The organism is Neomegalonema perideroedes DSM 15528, assembly GCF_000374145.1.
Classification (GTDB): domain Bacteria; phylum Pseudomonadota; class Alphaproteobacteria; order Rhodobacterales; family Rhodobacteraceae; genus Neomegalonema; species Neomegalonema perideroedes.
The window spans coordinates 146,816-164,568 of record NZ_KB893654.1; the positions used below are offsets into that span (position 1 = coordinate 146,816).

The 17,753-nt window shown below is 67.4% G+C and carries 19 protein-coding genes; 12 read left to right on the forward strand and 7 right to left on the reverse strand.

Features of this window, described 5'->3' with window-relative positions; all coding sequences use genetic code 11:
• Window positions 1–120: 120 nt before the first annotated feature.
• Window positions 121–327 (reverse strand): zinc-finger domain-containing protein, encoded by a 207-nt coding sequence (locus B161_RS0107765; protein ID WP_018632804.1) that lies wholly within the window; start codon window positions 325–327, stop codon window positions 121–123.
• A gap of 152 nt (window positions 328–479) precedes the next feature.
• Between B161_RS0107765 and B161_RS0107770 the strand changes: the two genes are divergently transcribed.
• The 8 genes from B161_RS0107770 (at window position 480) to B161_RS19820 (ending at window position 8,109) form a co-directional block, all read left to right on the forward strand.
• The gene (locus tag B161_RS0107770) at window positions 480–932 is read left to right on the forward strand and encodes a GNAT family N-acetyltransferase (protein WP_018632805.1); all 453 of its coding nucleotides are present in this window, start codon (window positions 480–482) and stop codon (window positions 930–932) included.
• A gap of 68 nt (window positions 933–1,000) precedes the next feature.
• A complete protein-coding gene (gene gph / locus B161_RS0107775) occupies window positions 1,001–1,699 on the forward strand; it encodes a phosphoglycolate phosphatase (protein WP_026310276.1) in 699 nt (232 codons plus the stop codon).
• Window positions 1,700–1,854: 155 nt separating this feature from the next.
• Complete coding sequence (locus tag B161_RS0107780; RefSeq protein ID WP_018632807.1) at window positions 1,855–2,835, forward strand: metal ABC transporter solute-binding protein, Zn/Mn family; 981 nt, start codon at window positions 1,855–1,857, stop codon at window positions 2,833–2,835.
• Complete coding sequence (locus B161_RS0107785) at window positions 2,832–3,653, forward strand: metal ABC transporter ATP-binding protein (protein ID WP_018632808.1); 822 nt, start codon at window positions 2,832–2,834, stop codon at window positions 3,651–3,653. Before B161_RS0107780 ends, B161_RS0107785 begins: the two co-directional genes overlap by 4 nt.
• Window positions 3,654–3,656: 3 nt before the next feature.
• The gene (locus B161_RS0107790) at window positions 3,657–4,844 is read left to right on the forward strand and encodes a metal ABC transporter permease (RefSeq protein WP_018632809.1); all 1,188 of its coding nucleotides are present in this window, start codon (window positions 3,657–3,659) and stop codon (window positions 4,842–4,844) included.
• On the forward strand, window positions 4,844–5,776 hold the full coding sequence (locus B161_RS0107795; RefSeq protein WP_026310277.1) for a metal ABC transporter permease: 933 nt from the start codon (window positions 4,844–4,846) through the stop codon (window positions 5,774–5,776). The genes B161_RS0107790 and B161_RS0107795 overlap by 1 nt, the downstream gene beginning before the upstream one ends.
• Window positions 5,777–5,841: 65 nt before the next feature.
• Entirely contained in the window at window positions 5,842–7,389 is a 1,548-nt protein-coding gene (gene guaA / locus B161_RS0107800) for a glutamine-hydrolyzing GMP synthase (RefSeq protein WP_018632811.1), read from the forward strand.
• Window positions 7,390–7,701: 312 nt separating this feature from the next.
• Entirely contained in the window at window positions 7,702–8,109 is a 408-nt protein-coding gene (locus tag B161_RS19820; RefSeq protein WP_205619235.1) for an endonuclease NucS domain-containing protein, read from the forward strand.
• Here B161_RS19820 and B161_RS0107810 read toward each other — a convergent pair.
• Window positions 8,073–8,993 (reverse strand): LysR family transcriptional regulator, encoded by a 921-nt coding sequence (locus B161_RS0107810; protein ID WP_018632813.1) that lies wholly within the window; start codon window positions 8,991–8,993, stop codon window positions 8,073–8,075. The two genes, B161_RS19820 and B161_RS0107810, sit on opposite strands and share 37 nt — an antisense overlap.
• Window positions 8,994–9,087: 94 nt before the next feature.
• Between B161_RS0107810 and ilvD the strand changes: the two genes are divergently transcribed.
• Entirely contained in the window at window positions 9,088–10,944 is a 1,857-nt protein-coding gene (ilvD, locus tag B161_RS0107815) for a dihydroxy-acid dehydratase (RefSeq protein ID WP_018632814.1), read from the forward strand.
• A gap of 71 nt (window positions 10,945–11,015) precedes the next feature.
• Window positions 11,016–11,852 carry an aldo/keto reductase gene (locus B161_RS0107820; RefSeq protein WP_018632815.1) on the forward strand — a complete coding sequence of 279 codons (837 nt, stop codon included), beginning with the start codon at window positions 11,016–11,018 and terminating at the stop codon, window positions 11,850–11,852.
• On the opposite strand, the gene B161_RS0107825 is transcribed toward B161_RS0107820, so the two are convergent.
• From B161_RS0107825 to B161_RS0107840, 4 genes are all read right to left on the reverse strand, one after another.
• Window positions 11,849–12,181 carry a hypothetical protein gene (locus tag B161_RS0107825; protein WP_018632816.1) on the reverse strand — a complete coding sequence of 111 codons (333 nt, stop codon included), beginning with the start codon at window positions 12,179–12,181 and terminating at the stop codon, window positions 11,849–11,851. The genes B161_RS0107820 and B161_RS0107825 overlap by 4 nt on opposite strands.
• Before the next feature lie 115 nt (window positions 12,182–12,296).
• Window positions 12,297–13,529 carry an argininosuccinate synthase gene (locus B161_RS0107830; RefSeq protein ID WP_018632817.1) on the reverse strand — a complete coding sequence of 411 codons (1,233 nt, stop codon included), beginning with the start codon at window positions 13,527–13,529 and terminating at the stop codon, window positions 12,297–12,299.
• A gap of 106 nt (window positions 13,530–13,635) precedes the next feature.
• Complete coding sequence (locus B161_RS0107835; RefSeq protein WP_018632818.1) at window positions 13,636–14,139, reverse strand: NfeD family protein; 504 nt, start codon at window positions 14,137–14,139, stop codon at window positions 13,636–13,638.
• Between the two features lie 56 nt (window positions 14,140–14,195).
• Window positions 14,196–15,161, reverse strand: coding sequence for an SPFH domain-containing protein (locus B161_RS0107840; protein ID WP_018632819.1), 966 nt, complete (start codon window positions 15,159–15,161; stop codon window positions 14,196–14,198).
• 235 nt (window positions 15,162–15,396) lie between these two features.
• Here B161_RS0107840 and mce point away from each other — a divergent pair, with 235 nt between their 5' ends.
• Both mce and B161_RS17320 read left to right on the forward strand, forming a co-directional pair.
• The gene (gene mce / locus B161_RS0107845) at window positions 15,397–15,801 is read left to right on the forward strand and encodes a methylmalonyl-CoA epimerase (protein WP_018632820.1); all 405 of its coding nucleotides are present in this window, start codon (window positions 15,397–15,399) and stop codon (window positions 15,799–15,801) included.
• Between the two features lie 32 nt (window positions 15,802–15,833).
• Window positions 15,834–16,175 (forward strand): DUF1467 family protein, encoded by a 342-nt coding sequence (locus B161_RS17320; RefSeq protein WP_018632821.1) that lies wholly within the window; start codon window positions 15,834–15,836, stop codon window positions 16,173–16,175.
• On the opposite strand, the gene B161_RS17325 is transcribed toward B161_RS17320, so the two are convergent.
• Window positions 16,091–17,656 (reverse strand): glycosyltransferase family 2 protein, encoded by a 1,566-nt coding sequence (locus B161_RS17325; protein ID WP_051085746.1) that lies wholly within the window; start codon window positions 17,654–17,656, stop codon window positions 16,091–16,093. The genes B161_RS17320 and B161_RS17325 overlap by 85 nt on opposite strands.
• Between the last annotated feature and the right edge of the window lie 97 nt (window positions 17,657–17,753).

Genomic DNA, 17,753 nt, shown 5'->3' on the forward strand with positions numbered 1-17,753 from the left:
TTGGGGGCGGATGGGGCGGGCGCGATCCGGAGAGGGCTCTCCGGAGGGGCTGGAGGTCATAAAGGGCGAAAGGGGCCGGACGCAAGCCCGGCCTCCCCGCCGCATCCTCGGCGCGAAGCGTCAATGCGCCGCGTCGAGCTGGAAACGGCGGTCGCAATAGGGGCAATCCGCCCAGCCGCGCGCGCCGATCTCCAGCCAGACGCGCGGATGGCCCAGAGGCCCGCCGGGGCCGTCGCAGGCCACGCGATGAGCAGAGACGATCACCGTCTCAGGCGGCGGAAGAGCGGCGGAAGGATGGGCGGCGGGCGCGGGGCGGTCCTCGGACATGGCGGAATCCCTTGGGTGGTCCCTCGGCGGGGAAGGCCTGCGGGGGGATGGAGAACGGCGGGAGAGGCGGCTTGCGCCCGCTCCGCTGCGGTTTTAGGCCTTGGCGCCCATGGGAGGCAAGCCCGCCTTTCGCGAATCACAGGGAGAGGCTCATGCAGGCGCCGCAGGTCCGGCCTTTGGCCGAAGAGGATTTCGCCCGCTGGCGGGAGCTTTGGACCGCCTATAACGCCTTTTACGCCAATCCGAACCCTTCGGAGGAGATTACGCGCGTCCTCTGGTCGCGGCTCTTCGACCCCGCCGAGCCGGTCCATGGGCTGGCCGCGGGGCCTTTGGGCGCGCCGCTCGGCTTCACGCATTACATCTACCACCGCAACACTTGGATGATCGCCCCGGTCTGCTATCTGCAAGACCTCTTCACCGCTCCGGAGGCGCGGGGACGCGGCGTCGCGCGGGCGCTGATCGAAGGCGTGTATGAGGCGGCGCGGGCGGCGGGCTCGCCGAGGGTCTATTGGCTGACCCATGAGGCCAACGCGACCGCGCGCCGTCTTTACGATCAGGTCGCCGAACGCTCGGGATTCCTGCAATATCGCAAGAACCTGACTTAGAATTTCACGCGTTTTCACGACGCGAAGCCCTGCGGGCTCCGCTGGAGAACGCTCCGAGGAGCCGCCCCGTGACTTCTGAACTCCCTCGCGCCGTGATCTTCGACCTCGACGGCACGCTCGTCGACACCGCGCCCGATCTCGTGGGGGCGCTGAACGACCTCCTCGCGGTTCTGGGCCTGCCGCCCGTGACGCTGGAGCAGGGGCGGGCGGCCTCGGGGCGGGGCGGGCGCTCGCTGATCAAGGTGGGGCATGAGCTGGCCGGAATCGATCTGACGGAGGCCGGAGTGGACGCGCTTTATCCGCGCTATCTGGAGCATTACGCCGCCCGCACCGCCGTGGATTCGGCGGTCTATCCCGGCGTGACGGCGCTGCTCGACCATCTGGAGGCCCAAGGCTGGCGGCTCGGGATCTGCACCAATAAGCCGCTGCGTTTCGCCGAAAGCCTGATGCGGGCGCTTGGGCTGCGGGAGCGGTTCGGCGTTTTGCTCGGCGCCGACAGCTTGCCCGTGCGCAAGCCCGATCCGCGCCATCTCGTCGAGACTCTGGAGCGGCTGGGCGTGGAGCCGGATCGCGGAATCCTCCTCGGCGACACGGAGACCGACCTCAAGACCGCCCGCGCCGTGGGGATTCCCGTGGCGCTGACCAGCTTCGGCTACGCGCCCGTCCCGGTGGCGACCTACGCCCCCGACGCGATCTTTCATCATTACGACGAAGCCCCGGAGATGATCGACCGGCTTTGGGCGCTTGGGCGGACTTGGGCGGGGTGAGCCCCGCTTTGGGGCCTTTTGCGGCGCTCTCCGGCTTTTTATTGAGAATGCTTCTCATTTTCATTGACGAATTGAGAATGATTCTCATATAGATTCGCTGAGAGACGGCGAAGCTCCGGGAGGGCGGGCCGGGGCGGAGGCGAAGGAGGAGGCGGATGATGAGGACGGCCATGCGGGGCGCGACGGCGGGGCTGGCGCTGATGGGTTTTGCGGCCTCCGCTTCTGCGCAGGAGGCCCCCCTTCAGGTCGTCGCCACCACGGGGATGATCGCCGACGCGGCGCGGGCTCTGGGCGGCGCGCGGGCCGAGGTGCGGGCGCTGATGGGGCCGGGCGTCGATCCGCATGGCTATCGGGCCACGCGCAGCGACGTCACGGCTCTGGCGCGGGCGGATCTGGTGCTCTGGCATGGGCTGAACCTCGAAGCCCAGATGCGCGGGCTTCTGGAGGAATTGGGCGAGACCGGAGCCTCCTTCCCCGTGGCCGAGGCTCTGCCGAAAGACCGCCTGAGGGCCCATGAAGAAGCGGGCGGCTCTGCGGCCTATGATCCGCATGTCTGGATGGACGCCGGGCTCTGGGCGGGGATCCTGCCGGGAATCCGCGATCAGATGTGCGCGCTGCGTCCGGCGGATTGCTCCGTCTTCGCCGTCAACGCCGAAGCCTATGCGGCGCAGTTGGCCGCCCTCGACGCCCGCGCGCGGGAGGCCGTCGCCTCCGTGCCGCCGGAGCGCCGCGTGCTGGTCACGGCCCATGACGCCTTCGGCTATTTCGGCGCCGCCTACGGCTTCGAGGTGGAGGGCGTTCAGGGGATCTCGACCGAATCCGAGGCGGGTTTGAAGCGGGTGGGGGATCTGGTTGAGCTTCTGGTCTCGAAGGGGATCGGGGCGGTCTTCGTGGAATCCTCCGTCTCCGACCGCAATCTGCGCGCGCTGATCGAGGGCGCCGCCGCGCGCGGCCATCGGGTCGCGGTGGGGGGCGAACTCTTCTCCGACGCCATGGGCGAGGCGGGAACCTATGAAGGGACCTATCCCGGCATGATCGACCATAATCTCGCGACCGTCGTGCAGGCTCTGGGCGGCGAAGCCCAAGCGCAGATCGCGGCTCAGGAAGCCGCCCGCGCCGGAAAGGGAGCGCCATGAACCTCGCCGCGCGACAAGAGGATTTCGCCCGCGCGCAAGTCGGGACGCCGAGCCTCGGGCCGGCGCCTCTGGCGGCGCGGGGCCTGAGCGTCTCCTATGGCGTCAAGCCCGCGCTGATCGGCGTGGACGCGATTTTCCCGCCCGGACGCATGATCGCCGTGATCGGACCCAACGGCGCGGGGAAATCCACCTTCCTCAAGGCGGCGCTCGGGCTGGCGCCCAAGATCGCCGGAGAGGTCGAGATCTTCGGAAAACCCGTGGATCAGGCTTACGGCCGCTTCGCCTATGTGCCGCAGCGCGCCAGCGTGGATTGGGACTTCCCGACTCAGGCTTTGGACGTCGTGAGCATGGGGCTTTACCGCGAGCTTGGCCTGATGGGCCGTTTCCGCGGCGAACATAAGCGCCGGGCTCTGGCGGCTCTGGAGCGGGTCGGCATGGCGGATTTCGCGGATCGTCAGATCGGGCGGCTTTCGGGCGGACAGCAGCAGCGCGTCTTTCTGGCGCGGGCTCTGGCGCAGAACGCCGATCTCTATTTGCTGGACGAGCCTTTCGCGGGCGTGGACGCCGCCACCGAGCGCGCCATCGTCGAAGTGCTCAAGGGGCTTCAGGCTGAAGGACGCACGGTGGTCTGCGTCCATCACGACCTCGCCACGGCGCGGGAGTATTTCGACTACGCCTTGCTGCTCAATCTGCGCAAGATCGCCGAGGGGCCGATCCGCGAGGTTCTGACCGTCGGCGATCTCCAGCGCACCTATGGCGGGCGGCTCACCGAGGCCCAGCTTGCGGCTTTTGGGGCGCCGGGCGGGGCGGGCGGCTGAGCCATGGAGATCTTGCTTCAGGCGCTGACTCTGCGACTCGGCCATAACGCCATGCTGGCGACCCTCGGCGCGGGGATGTTCGGGCTGGCGGCGGGCGCGAGCGGCGCTTTCCTCGTGCTGCGCAAAAGGGCGCTGGTCAGCGACGCCATGGCCCATGCGACTTTGCCGGGGCTGGCTCTGGCCTTTCTGCTCATGGCGGCGCTCGGCGGCGAAGGGCGCGGATTGCTCGGGCTGATGCTCGGTTCGGCGATCTCGGCGGCGCTCGGGCTGCTGGCGGTGGACTGGCTGACGCGCCGCACGCGCCTGACCGAAGACGCCGCCATCGGCGCGGTGCTCGCCAGCTTCTTCGGCTTCGGCGTGGTGCTGATGACCGTGATCCAGACTCTGCCCTTCGGACGCAAGGCCGGGCTGGAGAGCTTCCTCCTCGGCTCGACGGCGGGGATGCTCCGCGCCGACGCTCTGACCATCCTCGTGGGCGGGCTGATCGCTCTGGGCGCGACCTTGCTGCTCCGGAGGCCGATGACGCTCGTCGCCTTTGATCCGGAATACGCCGCCGCCTCGGGGGTGAAGGTTCAGAGAATCGACCTCGCCATGATGGCGCTGGCGGGCGGAATCATGGTGGTGGGGCTGAAGATCGTCGGGCTGGTGCTGGCGGTGGCCATGCTGATTCTGCCCGCCGCCGCCGCTCGCTTCTGGACGGATCGCGTCGGGCGGGTGGTCTGGGGCGCCGGGCTGATCGGCGGAGTCTCCGGCTATCTCGGGACGGCGCTCTCGGCCATAGCCCCGAGGCTGCCCACCGGGCCGATGGTGGTGCTGACGGCGGCGGCGATCTTCCTCGTTTCAATGATCTTCGCGCCGGGACGCGGCGCTCTGGCGCTCTGGAGCGCGCGGCGGGGCTTCGGGCGGCGGCTGAAGCTGCGGGCGGGCCTGCTGGATCTGGCGCAAGGGCGGAGGCCCTCCGCCGAGGCCGCGCGGGAGTTGCGGCGGGCGGGATTCCTCTCGGCGGCGGGCGAGGCGACGGATTCGGGCCGCGCAGCCGCCCGCGAGGCCGCCGAAGACGAAAGCCTCTGGGCGCGGGCGCGCGAGATTCTGCCGCCCGAGGCTCTGGCGGGCCGCGACGACGGCGCGACGCCTCTGCGCGCGGCGCTCACGCCCGACGAATGGAGTCTGGTGAGAGGAGTTTCCGCATGATGGGCGAGGATTTCGTGCGCTTCAGTCTGGCGCCTTTGCTGATCGGGGCTCTGGCGGCCATGGCCTGCGCTCTGCCGGGGAATTTCCTGCTGCTGCGCCGACAAGCCATGATCGGCGACGCCATCAGCCATGTGGTGTTGCCGGGAATCGTGGTCGCCTTTCTGCTGACCGGCTCGGTCTCGACCTGGCCGATGCTGCTCGGGGCTCTGGGCGCGGCGGCGGTCTCGGCGGTTTTGATCGAGCTGGTGCGGCGGATCGGGCGGGTGGAGCCCGGCGCGGCCATGGGCGTGGTCTTCACGACGCTCTTCGCGCTCGGCGTGCTGCTGCTGGAGCGGGCGAGCCTCGGCAACGTCCATCTCGACGTTCAGCACGCGCTTTACGGCAATCTGGAAAGCCTGATCTGGCTGCGCAGCTCGGGCTGGGCCTCGCTGACCGACCCGAAAGCTCTGGCGACCCTGCCGGAGGAATTGCCGCGCATGGCGGCCGTGGCGGGGCTCATGGGGCTGCTGACGCTGATCTTCTGGCGGCCGCTCAAGATCTCCACCTTCGACGAGGGATTCGCCCGCAGCCTCGGGATTCCGGTGCGCATGGTCTCTTTCGGGCTGGTGCTGGCGGCGGCGGCGGCCTGCGTCGCGGCCTTCGACGCGGTGGGCTCGATCATCGTCATCGCCATGCTGGTCTGTCCGCCCGCCACGGCGCGGCTCATGACCGACCGGCTGGCGACGCAAGTCTGGCTGAGTCTGGCTTTCGCGGTCTTCGCGGCGGTTCTGGGCTATGTGCTGGCCGGATATGGGCCGCTGTGGCTCGGAGGCGAGGATTCGGTCAGCGCGGCGGGGATGATCGCCACGGTCTCCGGCCTGACGCTCGGAATCGCGGCGCTTTACGGCCCTCACCGGCGCCGCGACGAAGCGGGGGAGCCTCAAGCGCTTTGACGCCGGAAGCCTGAGCCTCTAGAAGGCGCTGCATCATCCCTTCGCGCGCTTCAGGAGCTTATTCCATGGCCGAATCCGTCCTCATCATCGATTTCGGCTCTCAGGTGACGCAGCTCATCGCCCGCCGCGTCCGTGAGGCGGGGGTCTATTGCGAGATCGCGCCCTTCCAGTCGGCGGACGAAGCCTTCGCCCGCATGGCGCCTCAGGCGGTGATCTTCTCAGGAGGTCCGGCCTCGGTGCTGGAGCCGGGCAGCCCCCGCGCGCCTCAGGCGGTCTTCGATTCGGGCGTGCCGATCCTCGCCATCTGCTACGGACAACAGACCCTCGCCACGCAGCTCGGCGGCAAGGTCGAGGGCGGGCACGCCCGCGAATTCGGCCGCGCCGACGTGAAGATCCTCAAGAATTCGCCCTTGTTCGAGGGCTTCTGGGAGGTCGGGGGCGCCTATCCCGTCTGGATGAGCCACGGCGACCGCGTGACCCGCGCGCCCGAAGGCTTCGAGGTGGTGGGAACCTCCGAAAACGCGCCCTTCGCCATCGCGGTGGATGAGAAGCGCCGCTATTACACCACCATGTTCCATCCCGAGGTCGTCCACACCCCGGACGGCGGCAAGCTGCTGGCGAATTTCGTCCATAAGATCGCCGGGTTGAAAAGCGATTGGTCCATGGGCGCCTATCTCGACGAGGCCGTGGCCAAGATCCGGGCTCAGGTGGGCGAGGGCCGGGTGCTCTGCGCGCTCTCGGGCGGCGTGGATTCGGCGGTGGCGGCGGCGCTGATCCATCGCGCCATCGGGGATCAGCTCACCTGCGTCTTCGTGGACACCGGACTCATGCGCATGGGCGAGGCCGACGAGGTGGTCGGGCTCTTCCGCGACCACTTCAATATTCCGCTGATCCACGCCGACGAAGGCGAGCGCTTCTTCTCGGAGCTGGCGGGCGTCAGCGATCCCGAGAAAAAGCGCAAGATCATCGGCAAGCTCTTCATCGACATCTTCGAGGAGAAGGCCAAGGAGATCGGCGGCGCGGATTACCTCGCGCAGGGCACGCTCTATCCCGACGTCATCGAAAGCGTGAGCTTCAGCGGCGGACCTTCGGTCACGATCAAGTCGCATCACAACGTGGGCGGGCTTCCGGCGCGGATGAACATGAAGCTCGTCGAGCCTCTGCGCGAACTCTTCAAGGACGAGGTGCGGGCTTTGGGCCGGGTGCTGGGCCTGCCGGATCGCTTCGTGGGACGCCATCCCTTCCCGGGGCCGGGCCTCGCGATCCGCATTCCCGGCGAGGTCTCGCGCGAGAAGGCCGACATCCTGCGCGCCGCCGACGCCATTTACCTCGACGAGATCCGCAAGGCGGGGCTCTATGACAAGATCTGGCAGGCTTTCGCGGTGTTGCTGCCGGTGCGGACGGTCGGGGTGATGGGCGACGGGCGGACCTATGATTCCGTCTGCGCTTTGCGGGCCGTGACCTCTGTGGACGGCATGACCGCCGATTTCTTCCCCTATGACATGAATTTCCTCGGGCGCTGCGCCACGCGGATCATCAATGAGGTGAACGGCATCAACCGCGTGGTCTATGACGTGACCTCCAAGCCCCCCGGCACCATCGAATGGGAGTGACGAAGGGTGGATGAACGGCGATATGAGGCTTGGCTGATCACGCAGAGCGTCAATTCGAAGGTCAGGTCGAACCAGCTCTCGCATCTCCGGCGCATTCAGGTCGCTTACGGCGATATCGACGTTCACTATGATCGGGATCGCTGCGGCTTTCTGATAAGCGAATTGAGTTATGACGCTGCGAGAGGGGGAAACGCCTCGCGCATCGTCATCAATGGAGATTCCAGCTCTGGCCTGAGCACCCTGCGATCCGCGCTGAATAAATACGACGTCTTCCGGCGCTCTCTTGAAAGTTTCGAACAAGAAGAGCTTGAGATGGCGCCGGTAGAGGCCGCGGATTCGGCTGAAACCGAGCAAACCTTCTCCATGGAGCGCGATCTTCAGGCGGCTTTGCGCCGCTCCATCGCGCAGCTTGAGCCCGGCCTGACCATCGTCGACGGCGGGGCGGAGCGCAGCGTGGCCTCAGGGCGCATCGACATCCTCGCGCGCGACGCCTCCGGCGCTCTGGTCGTGATCGAGCTGAAGGCCGTGAAGGCCCCGCGCGACGCCGTGGCGCAGATCCTCGCCTATATGGGCGACCTTCAGGAGGAGGAGGGCGGAGCCCTGCGGGGAATCCTCGTCGCGCCGGATTACGACGCGCGGGCCGTCTCCGCCGCGCGGATGGTCCCGGCGCTGAAGCTCGTGACCTACGGCTTCAGTTTCTCCTTCACGCCGCTCGGCTGAGCCGCCTCCCGCGCGACCTCCAGAAAGCCGCGCAGAGTGGGGGCGGTCTCGGCGCGGCGCCAGACGAGGCCCGTCTCCAGAATCGGCGCGGCGCCGCGCAAATCGCGGTAGCGCGCGCCCGTCCGCGCCAGATTCCGCAGCGAGGCCGGGACCAGCGCGAAGCCCAGACCCGCCGAGACCAGACTCACGATGGTCTGCATCTGGGTCGCCTCCTGAGCCACCTTCGCCTCGCCGCCATGGGCGCGCAGCCAGCCCGTCACGAGGTCGTGAAAGGCCGGAGCCGCCGGGCGCGGAAAGAGGATCAAAGGCGCCTTGATCGCCGCCTCCGGCGCGAGCGGCCGATCCCCGTCGCCCCAAGCCTCCGGAACCGCCGCGACGAGAGGCTCTGAAAGCAGCGGCAGATAATCCAGAGCCTTCGGCAAGCCCCCCGAAGGCGGGGCCACGATCAGCCCCGCATGGCCTTCGCCCGCCAGAAGCGCCGAGATCTGCACGTCGCTCGTCGCCTCGGTCAAAGCGATCTCCACATCCGGGAAGCGCGCGGCGTAAGCCTGCACCAGCCTCGGCAGCGCGCTGTAGACCGCCGTGCCGATGAAGCTCAGCGCCAGACGCCCCGCCTCGCCGTCGCGCAGACGCCGCGCCGCCTCCGGCAGAGCCTCGACCGCCGCCAGAGCCGCCCGCACATGCGGAAGCCAGCTTTCCCCGAAAGGCGTCAGAGCCACGCTGCGCCGGGTGCGCTGGAACAGCGGCGCGCCCAATTCCGCCTCCAGCGCCTGAATCGACTGGCTCAAGGGGGGCTGCGTCATGCCGAGCCGCTCCGCCGCGCGGCCGAAATGCAGCGTCTCGGCGAGGACCGCGAAATGCCTCAGGCGACGGGGCTCGATCACTTATATCTCCAGCGACTGAATAGCGTCCGAATGATATATTTCACAATATCCCCAAAAAGGGATACCCCTGCGGCTTCACTCAGGGAGGTTCGAGATGCCCACCTATCGCTCCAGAACGACGACTCATGGCCGCAACATGGCCGGCGCCCGGGGACTCTGGCGCGCCACCGGCATGAAGGATTCCGACTTCGGCAAGCCCATCATCGCCGTGGTCAACAGCTTCACGCAATTCGTGCCGGGACACGTCCATCTGAAGGATCTGGGGCAGCTCGTCGCGCGCGAGATCGAAGCGGCGGGCGGCGTCGCCAAGGAGTTCAACACCATCGCGGTCGACGACGGAATCGCCATGGGCCATGACGGCATGCTCTATTCGCTGCCCTCGCGCGAGCTGATCGCCGACGCCGTGGAATATATGGTCAACGCCCATTGCGCCGACGCCATGGTCTGCATCTCCAATTGCGATAAGATCACGCCGGGCATGCTCATGGCCTCGATGCGGCTGAACATCCCGAGCGTCTTCGTCTCGGGCGGGCCGATGGAGGCGGGCAAGGTGATCGTCAAGGGCAAAGAGCGCGCCCTTGATCTGGTGGACGCCATGGTCGTCGCCGCCGACGACAGTTATAGCGACGAAGAGGTCAAGGCCGTCGAGCGTTCGGCCTGCCCCACCTGCGGCTCCTGCTCGGGCATGTTCACCGCCAATTCCATGAACTGCCTCACCGAGGCTTTGGGGCTTTCGCTGCCCGGCAACGGCTCGACGCTGGCCACCCATTCCGACCGCGAAAAGCTCTTCCTCGAAGCCGGGCGGCTCGTCGTGAAGCTGGCGCGGCGCTGGTATGAGGAGGGCGACCCCACCGCTCTGCCGCGCGGCATCGCCACCTTCGAGGCTTTCGAGAACGCCATGAGCCTCGACATCGCCATGGGCGGCTCGACGAACACCGTGCTGCATCTGCTGGCGGCGGCCCAAGAGGGCGGCGTCGACTTCACCATGAACGACATCGACCGTCTGTCGCGCCGGGTGCCCTGCCTCTGCAAGGTGGCGCCGGCGAAAAGCGACGTGCATATGGAGGACGTCCATCGCGCGGGCGGCATCATGTCGATCCTCGGCGAGCTGGAGCGCGGCGGACTCATCGACTCCACCCGCCCGACCGTCCACGCCAAGACCCTCGGCGAGGCGCTGAACCATTGGGACGTCGGGCGCACCAATGACGAGCAGGTCCGCGAATTCTTCCGCGCGGCGCCGGGCGGCGTGCCGACTCAGACCGCCTTCAGCCAGTCGGCGCGCTGGGAGGATCTCGACACCGACCGCGAGAAGGGCGTGATCCGCTCGGTGGAGCATCCTTTCTCCAAGGACGGCGGTCTTGCGGTGCTCTTCGGGAACATCGCCCCGGAAGGCTGCATCGTGAAGACGGCGGGCGTGGACGATTCCATCCTCGTCTTCAACGGCGTGGCGCGGGTCTATGAAAGTCAGGACGCCGCCGTTTCGGGCATCCTGAGCAATCAGGTCAAGGCGGGCGACGTGGTGGTCATCCGCTATGAGGGCCCCAAGGGCGGACCCGGCATGCAGGAAATGCTCTATCCGACGAGCTATCTGAAGTCGAAGGGCCTCGGCAAAGCCTGCGCTCTGCTGACCGACGGGCGCTTTTCGGGCGGCACCTCCGGCCTCTCCATCGGCCATGTCTCGCCGGAGGCGGCGGAGGGCGGACTCATCGCCTTGGTGGAGACGGGCGACCCGATCCTCATCGACATTCCGAACCGGACCATCAAGCTGGATCTGCCGGAAGCCGAGATCGCGCGTCGCCGCGCCGCCATGGAGGCCAAGGGCAAAGAAGCCTGGAAGCCCGCCGCGCCCCGCAAGCGCAATGTGACTCCCGCGCTCCGGGCCTACGCCGCCATGACCACCAACGCCGCCAAAGGCGCCGTGCGCGACGTCAGCCAGGTCGAGAACCGCTGAAGATTTCAGGATGTGGAGACAGGCCCGCCCGGATAAGCTCCGGGCGGGTTTTTTCATGCAGGAGGCCGCGCATGTCCGCCATTCCCGAACTCACGCTTAATGACGGAACGACCCTCCCGGCCGTCGGCTTCGGAACCTATCCTTTGCGCGGATCGGCGGGGGTGGAGGCCGTGGTTTCGGCTCTGGAGGTCGGCTATCGGCTGATCGATTCCGCCTTCAACTACGAAAACGAGGGCGCGGTGGGCGAGGCCCTCCGGCGGAGCGGCTTGCCGCGCGCGGATCTGCGGATCGCCTCCAAGCTGCCGGGGCGCCGCCAGCGCTATCAGGAGGCTCTGAACACGGTCGAGGAATCGCTCTGGCGGGCGGGGCTGGATTATTACGACCTCTATCTGATCCATTGGCCGAACCCCAAGCAGGGGCTTTACGTCGAGGCTTGGCGGGCTCTGCTGGAGGCGAAAAGCCGGGGCTGGATCCGTTCCGTCGGCGTGTCGAACTTCCTGCCGGAGCATCTCGACGCGCTCATCTCCGAGACGGGCGTCGCGCCGAGCGTCAATCAGATCGAATTGCACCCCGCCTTTCCTCAGGCCGAGCAGCGGGCCGCCGACAAGGCGCGCGGGATCGTCACGGAATCCTGGTCGCCGCTGGGGCGCGGGGGGAGTCTGGGAGATCCGACCCTCCTGCGCATCGCCGAGGCCCATGGCAAAAGCCCCGGACAAATCGTCTTGCGCTGGCAGGCGCAATTGGGCGCTCTGCCTTTGCCCAAAGCGGGATCGCGGGCCCGGCAGGCGGAGAATCTCGCGATCTTCGATTTCGCGCTGTCGGAGGCGGAGATGGCCGCGATCACGGCGCTCGGGCGGCCGGACGGGCGGCTCAAGGGGCAAGACCCGGCGGTCTATGAAGAATTTTAAGGCCGCAGGGCCTTGAAGCTCCACCAAGCGCAGACGGCGGGCACGGCGGTGAAGATCGCCGTGAGCAGCAGAGGGGGGAAGCCTCCGCCGCCGAAGAGCCGGATCAGCGCCCAGAGCGCCGTCGCGGCGATCCAGAGCAGAATCGCGCAGGAGATTCCGAAATGGAGCCTCCGCCGATTCAGCTTCATCGCGAAGCCCTGAGCCGCCCCCAGAACCGCCAGAGCCACGGAGAGTCCGATCCCCGTCCGCGCGAGATAGATCCCCGCCGGAATCAGCAGGATCAGCGCCAGAAGATTGAGCGTGGAGGGCTTTTCCGTGAATTCGGGCATGGGGCTTCCTGATGATCCTCGCATGGTCGAAGACATGGGCATATAAAAGGAAAACGCCCTGAATCTCTATGAGGATTCAGGGCGCTCCCGCAAAGTTCACAGCTGACGAAAAGCCTCAGCCCTTCTTCAGGCGCTGGTCGCGCATGGCGAGGAGCCGCAGCCGCAAGGCGTTGATCTTGATGAAGCCGCCGGCGTCCTTCTGGTCATAGGCGCCCTTGTCGTCCTCGAAGGTCACATGCTGCTCGCTATAGAGCGAGGCGGGCGAGGAGCGGCCCACCACGTTCACCGAGCCCTTATAGAGCTTCAAACGCACTTCGCCCGTGACATGCTCCTGAGACTTGTCGATCAGGGCCTGAAGCATCTCGCGCTCGGGGCTGAACCAATAGCCGTTATAAATCAGCTCGGCGTAGCGGGGCATCAGCTCGTCCTTCAGATGGGCCGCGCCGCGGTCCAGCGTGATGGATTCGATGCCGCGATGGGCCGCCAAGAGCACCGTGCCGCCGGGAGTCTCATAGACGCCGCGCGACTTCATGCCGACGTAACGGCCCTCCACGAGGTCCAGACGGCCCACGCCATGAGCCCCGCCGATCTCGTTGAGCTTGGTCAGCAGGCTCGCCGGAGAGAGCTTCACGCCGTCCACCGAGACCGCGTCGCCCTTCTCGAAGCCGATGGTCACGTATTGGGGCGTATCCGGCGCCTTCTCGGGATCGACGGTGCGCTGATACACGATGTCGGGCGCCTCCTCGGCGGGATCCTCCAGCACTTTGCCTTCCGAAGAGGTGTGCAGAAGATTGGCGTCCACCGAGAAAGGCGCGTCGCCGCGCTTGTCGCGCGGAACCGGAACCTGATGCTTCTCGGCCCATTCGATCAGCTTGGTGCGCGAGGTCAGATCCCATTCGCGCCAAGGGGCGATCACCCGGATGTCAGGCTGAAGGGCGTAGGCGGAAAGCTCGAAGCGCACCTGATCATTGCCCTTGCCGGTGGCGCCGTGCGCCACGGCGTCGGCGCCCGAGGCGCGGGCGATCTCGACCAGATGCTTCGAGATCAGAGGCCGCGCGATGGAGGTGCCGAGCAGATAAAGCCCTTCATATTGGGCGTTGGCGCGGAACATCGGGAAGACGAAATCCCGCACGAATTCTTCGCGCAGATCCTTGATGTGGATGTTCTCGGGCTTGATGCCGAGGGTCAGGGCCTTCTGACGCGCGGGCTCCAGCTCCTCGCCTTGTCCGAGATCGGCGGTGAAGGTGACCACCTCGCAGCCGTATTCGGTTTGCAGCCATTTCAGAATGATCGAGGTGTCGAGGCCGCCGGAATAGGCGAGCACGACCTTCTTGGGCTTGGACGACATGGAGACCCCTCGGAGAGATGCTTTCGTTCCCGTGGGTTTACGAAATCGTCCGGTTCTGAGCAAGGGGAGGCGCGTCGCGCGGCTTTGAAGCTCAGGGTTCCGAGCTTCAGGGTTCGGGGGGAGCGCCCGCGCCGCCGCGCCGCAGCGGCTTGACGGCCAGTTCGCCGTTGCGATGGCCGGTCACGATCAGCGGCGCGCCCGAGGGGACGGCCTCGCCCTCCTCCAGCCGCGCGCGCCACATGATGCCGTCCACCTGCACGGTGCCGCGCCCCGCGACGAATTCGCCGTTGGCCAGAGTCTCGCGGCCCAGAACGCGGCCCATGCGGTCGTTGATGCCCTCGGCGGCCTTATCGTCGCGCCAAGGAGCCGAGAGCCGCCGCGCCGAAATCCCCAGCGCGAAGGCCAGAGCCGCGAAAGTCAGAAGTTGGCCGTTCAGGCTCGGCAGAAGCGGCGGATAGACCGCCAGAACCGCCGCCACCAAAAGCGCCGCCGTCGCCGGACCGGCGAGGAAGAAATCCCCGCTGAAGGTCTCCGCGATCATCAGCAGCAGCCCCAGGATGATCCATCCCCAGACCGCGTGCGAATTCATGAAGTCGAGAATGACGTCCATGGAGCTCCCCCAGATCGAAAATGCGGCCGGACGCCTCCGGCCCGGCCGGATCGCGCTCAGGCGCCCGGCTTGCCGCCCGGCGGAACGGCGCCCGTCGCCTTGAGCAGCTCCGTCACGCCCGAGACGCTGCCCAGAATCCCCGAGGCCTCCAGCGGCATCATGATGATCTTGGAGTTGTTCGCGCTGGCCATGTCCTTGAGCGAATCCACGTATTTCTGCGCCACGAAGTACTGAATGGCCTGAACGCCGTGGGCGCCGATGGATTCCGACACCACGCGGGTGGCCTCGGCTTCGGCGATGGCGGCGCGCTCGCGGGCTTCGGCGTCGCGGAAGGCGGCTTCGCGGCGGCCCTCGGCGGCGCGGATCGCGGCCTCCTTCTCGCCCTCGGCGCGCAGAACCGCCGATTGCTTGGCGCCCTCGGCCTTCAGAACCGCCGATTGCTTGGCGCCTTCGGCTTCGAGGATCTCGGCGCGCTTGTCGCGCTCGGCCTTCATCTGACGGGCCATGGAATCGGCGATGTCGGGCGGCGGCGAGAGATCGCGGATCTCGACGCGGGTCACCTTCACGCCCCAGACGTGGGTCGCTTCGTCGATGGCGTCGAGCAGGCGCTTGTTGATCTCGTCGCGGCGGGTGAGCACGTCGTCCAGCTCCATGCCGCCGATCACCGTGCGGATGTTGCTGATCGCGAGGTTGATGATGGCGCTCGCGAGGTTGCCCACCTCATAGGCGGCGGCGCTGGCGTCGAGGATCTGGAAGAAGACCACGGCGTCGGTGCGCACCATCACGTTGTCGCGGGTGATGACGTCCTGTTCGGGCACGTCGAGCAGCTCCTCCTTCATCGAGAGGCGCTTGCCGACGTTGTCCACATAGGGCACCAGCAGATTCAGGCCCGGCTGCAGCGTGCGCGTATAGCGGCCGAAGCGCTCGACGGTCCATTGTTCGCCCTGCGGGACGGTCCGGACGGCGAGAAAAAGGGTGATCAGCACCAAGGCGACCAAGACGAGAATGGCGACCAGCTCCACGATCCGGCTCCCGAAAAGACATTTGAGGGAGGACCGCGGAGCGGTCCGGCTTTCTCCGCAAAATAGTCGAAAGAACCTTACCTCTCAATTGCGCAAAGGGGGGCGAAACGCCTTGCGCGCGAGATTCGCGTCTGAAATCGGCGGAAGACGAGGGAATCGGGGGCGCGCTTTCGTCGCCTTGCCGCCGAAGAAAGAGCGGGATAAGCCTCGCGCGGACCCCAGAGGGAGCGCAGCCATGATCGGTCGTCTGAACCATGTCGCCATCGTTTCGCCGGATCTGGCCGCCTCGGCCCGGCAATATAAGGAGGTCTTCGGCGCGAAGGTCTCCGAGCCCAAAGCCATGCCGGAGCATGGCGTGACGGTGGTTTTCGTCGAATTGCCCAACACCAAGGTCGAGCTGATGGAGCCCCTCGGGGCGGAGTCGACCGTGGCGGGCTTCCTCGCCAAAAATCCGGCGGGCGGAATGCATCACGTCTGCTATGAGGTCGAGGACATCCGCGCCGCCCGCGACGAGCTGAAGGCCAAAGGCGCCCGCGTCCTCGGCGACGGAGAGCCCAAGATCGGCGCTCACGGGAATCCGGTGCTCTTTCTGCATCCCAAGGACTTCAACGGCGTGCTCGTGGAGCTGGAGCAGGTCTGATCCCTGCGGCCGATGAGAAGGAGGCTTAAGCCATGGCGGTGACCTCGGCCATCGTGATGTTCGCGGTGATCTGGTGGCTCGCGCTGCTCTGCATCCTGCCCTTCAACACGCGCAGCCAAGAGGAGGCCGGGGAGATCGTCCCCGGCACGCCCGCCAGCGCGCCGGAGAATCCGCGCATCGGGCGCACCCTGCTCTGGACCACCGGATTGACGGTGGCGCTCTGGTCGGCGCTGTTCTTCGGCATGCAGGCCACGGGCTGGAGCCTGCGGGATCTGGCCGAGCCGCCCGACTACACCGCGCCGCGCGAATCCTGGCGTCCCGCCGGGACGCATCCGGCGGGAGCGGCGGGGAGCGAAGGCGCGACTTCTCCCTGATCGAAGCCGTGGGCCGTCTTCTCCCAGAGGAAGGCGGAGCGCGGCAGCTGACTCGCGGCCCGCAGCGCCGCGAGAGGGCCGAAGATCCCAAGATAAAGGGGCAGAAGCGGCGCCCAGAAGGCGAAGCGCAGGCCGTAGCCGCGCCATGCGCCCCAAAAGGCCATGCCGGTCGCCACGCCCTGACCCGCCCAGAAGAGCGTCTCCAGAACCCGCCCGACCCGCTCCGGCAGGGTTCCGCTCCAAGGGGCCTCGCCCGCGATCAGCAGCCAGGCCAGCGCCGTCAGATGCAGCGGCAGAGCCAGATAGGCCAGAAAAGACCCGAGGGTCAGCGCGTTGAAGACCCAGAATCCCGCCGGGCCGATCTCGCGCCAGAGCCGGACGGGATCGCGCATATGGACGATCCAGGTCACGAGGAAGCCCTTGATCCAGCGGGTTCTTTGCCGGATCCAGGCGCGCGGCGTCAAAACCGCCTCCTCTTTGGTGAGGGAGTCGAGCGTCGCGGAGCGCCAGCCGCGCCGGGCCAGCTTGAAGCCGAGGTCGGCGTCCTCCGTGACGTTCCATGGATCCCATCCGCCGACCTCGCGCAGAGGCTCCGCGCGCAGATAGCAGGAGGTGCCGCCGAGCGGGATCGGACAGCCTAACCGCGTCAGAGCGGGCAGCAGCAGCCCGAACCAGCCCGCATATTCCAGAGCCAGACCGCGCGTCAGGCCGTTGGTGGAGGCGTTGTACCAGCCGAGCCGCGCCTGAAGACAAGCCGTCTCCGGCGGGGCCTGAGCGAAGGCCGCCGCGGCCTTGCGCAATTGATCCCGCTCCGGGCGGTCCTCGGCGTCGAGGACGCCGACGATGGTTCCGGCGGCTTCGGCCAAGCCCCAGTTCAAGGCGCGGGGCTTGGTGCGCGGCGCCCCATCCGGCACGACGATGAGCCGGATCCAATTCGGGGGACGCAAGGCGCGGAAGGCGGCGAAGGTCTCCAGATCGTCCTGCTCCAGCAGGATGAGGACTTCGAGGCGGTCGCGGGGATAATCCAGAGCCTGCAGCGCGGCGAGCAGATGCCGGGCGCTCGCGGCCTCGCGATAAAGCGCGATGAGCAGAGTGATTCGCGGCAGGATCTCCTGATCCGGCTCGCGGAGCGCGGAGGAGGGCGCGCGCGGAAAGCCGGCGACTCCCCAAGGCCGCAGCAAAGCCAGACGCAGCGCCAGAAATCCGAAAGTCAGCGCGCCCAGACCGAGAAAAAGCGCGGCTAAGGCGGTCAAGGGCGCGAGGGCGGCCAGAGTCAGCGCCCCGAGGAGCAGGGGAGACAAGGCCGCCTTCTGCCAGAAGGCGGCGCCCGTCTCGGCCCTGAGGCTCGGATCGGCGGCGGCGGAGACGAAGGCCGGCGAGGAGGCCGGGGCCTCAGGGGCGCGCGAAGACTGCGGCTTCGGCCGGATGCGCGAAGCCGTTTTGCGCCCTGCGCGGCCGTCCTCTCCCGAATCTTTCGGCACGTCCCCTCCGCGATCGCTCTCAGAGACGAGCGATGCGAAAGGATGGCCTTCGGAAGACGCAGGAGGCAAGAAAATCCGCCCATCAGGTGAGTCGTGG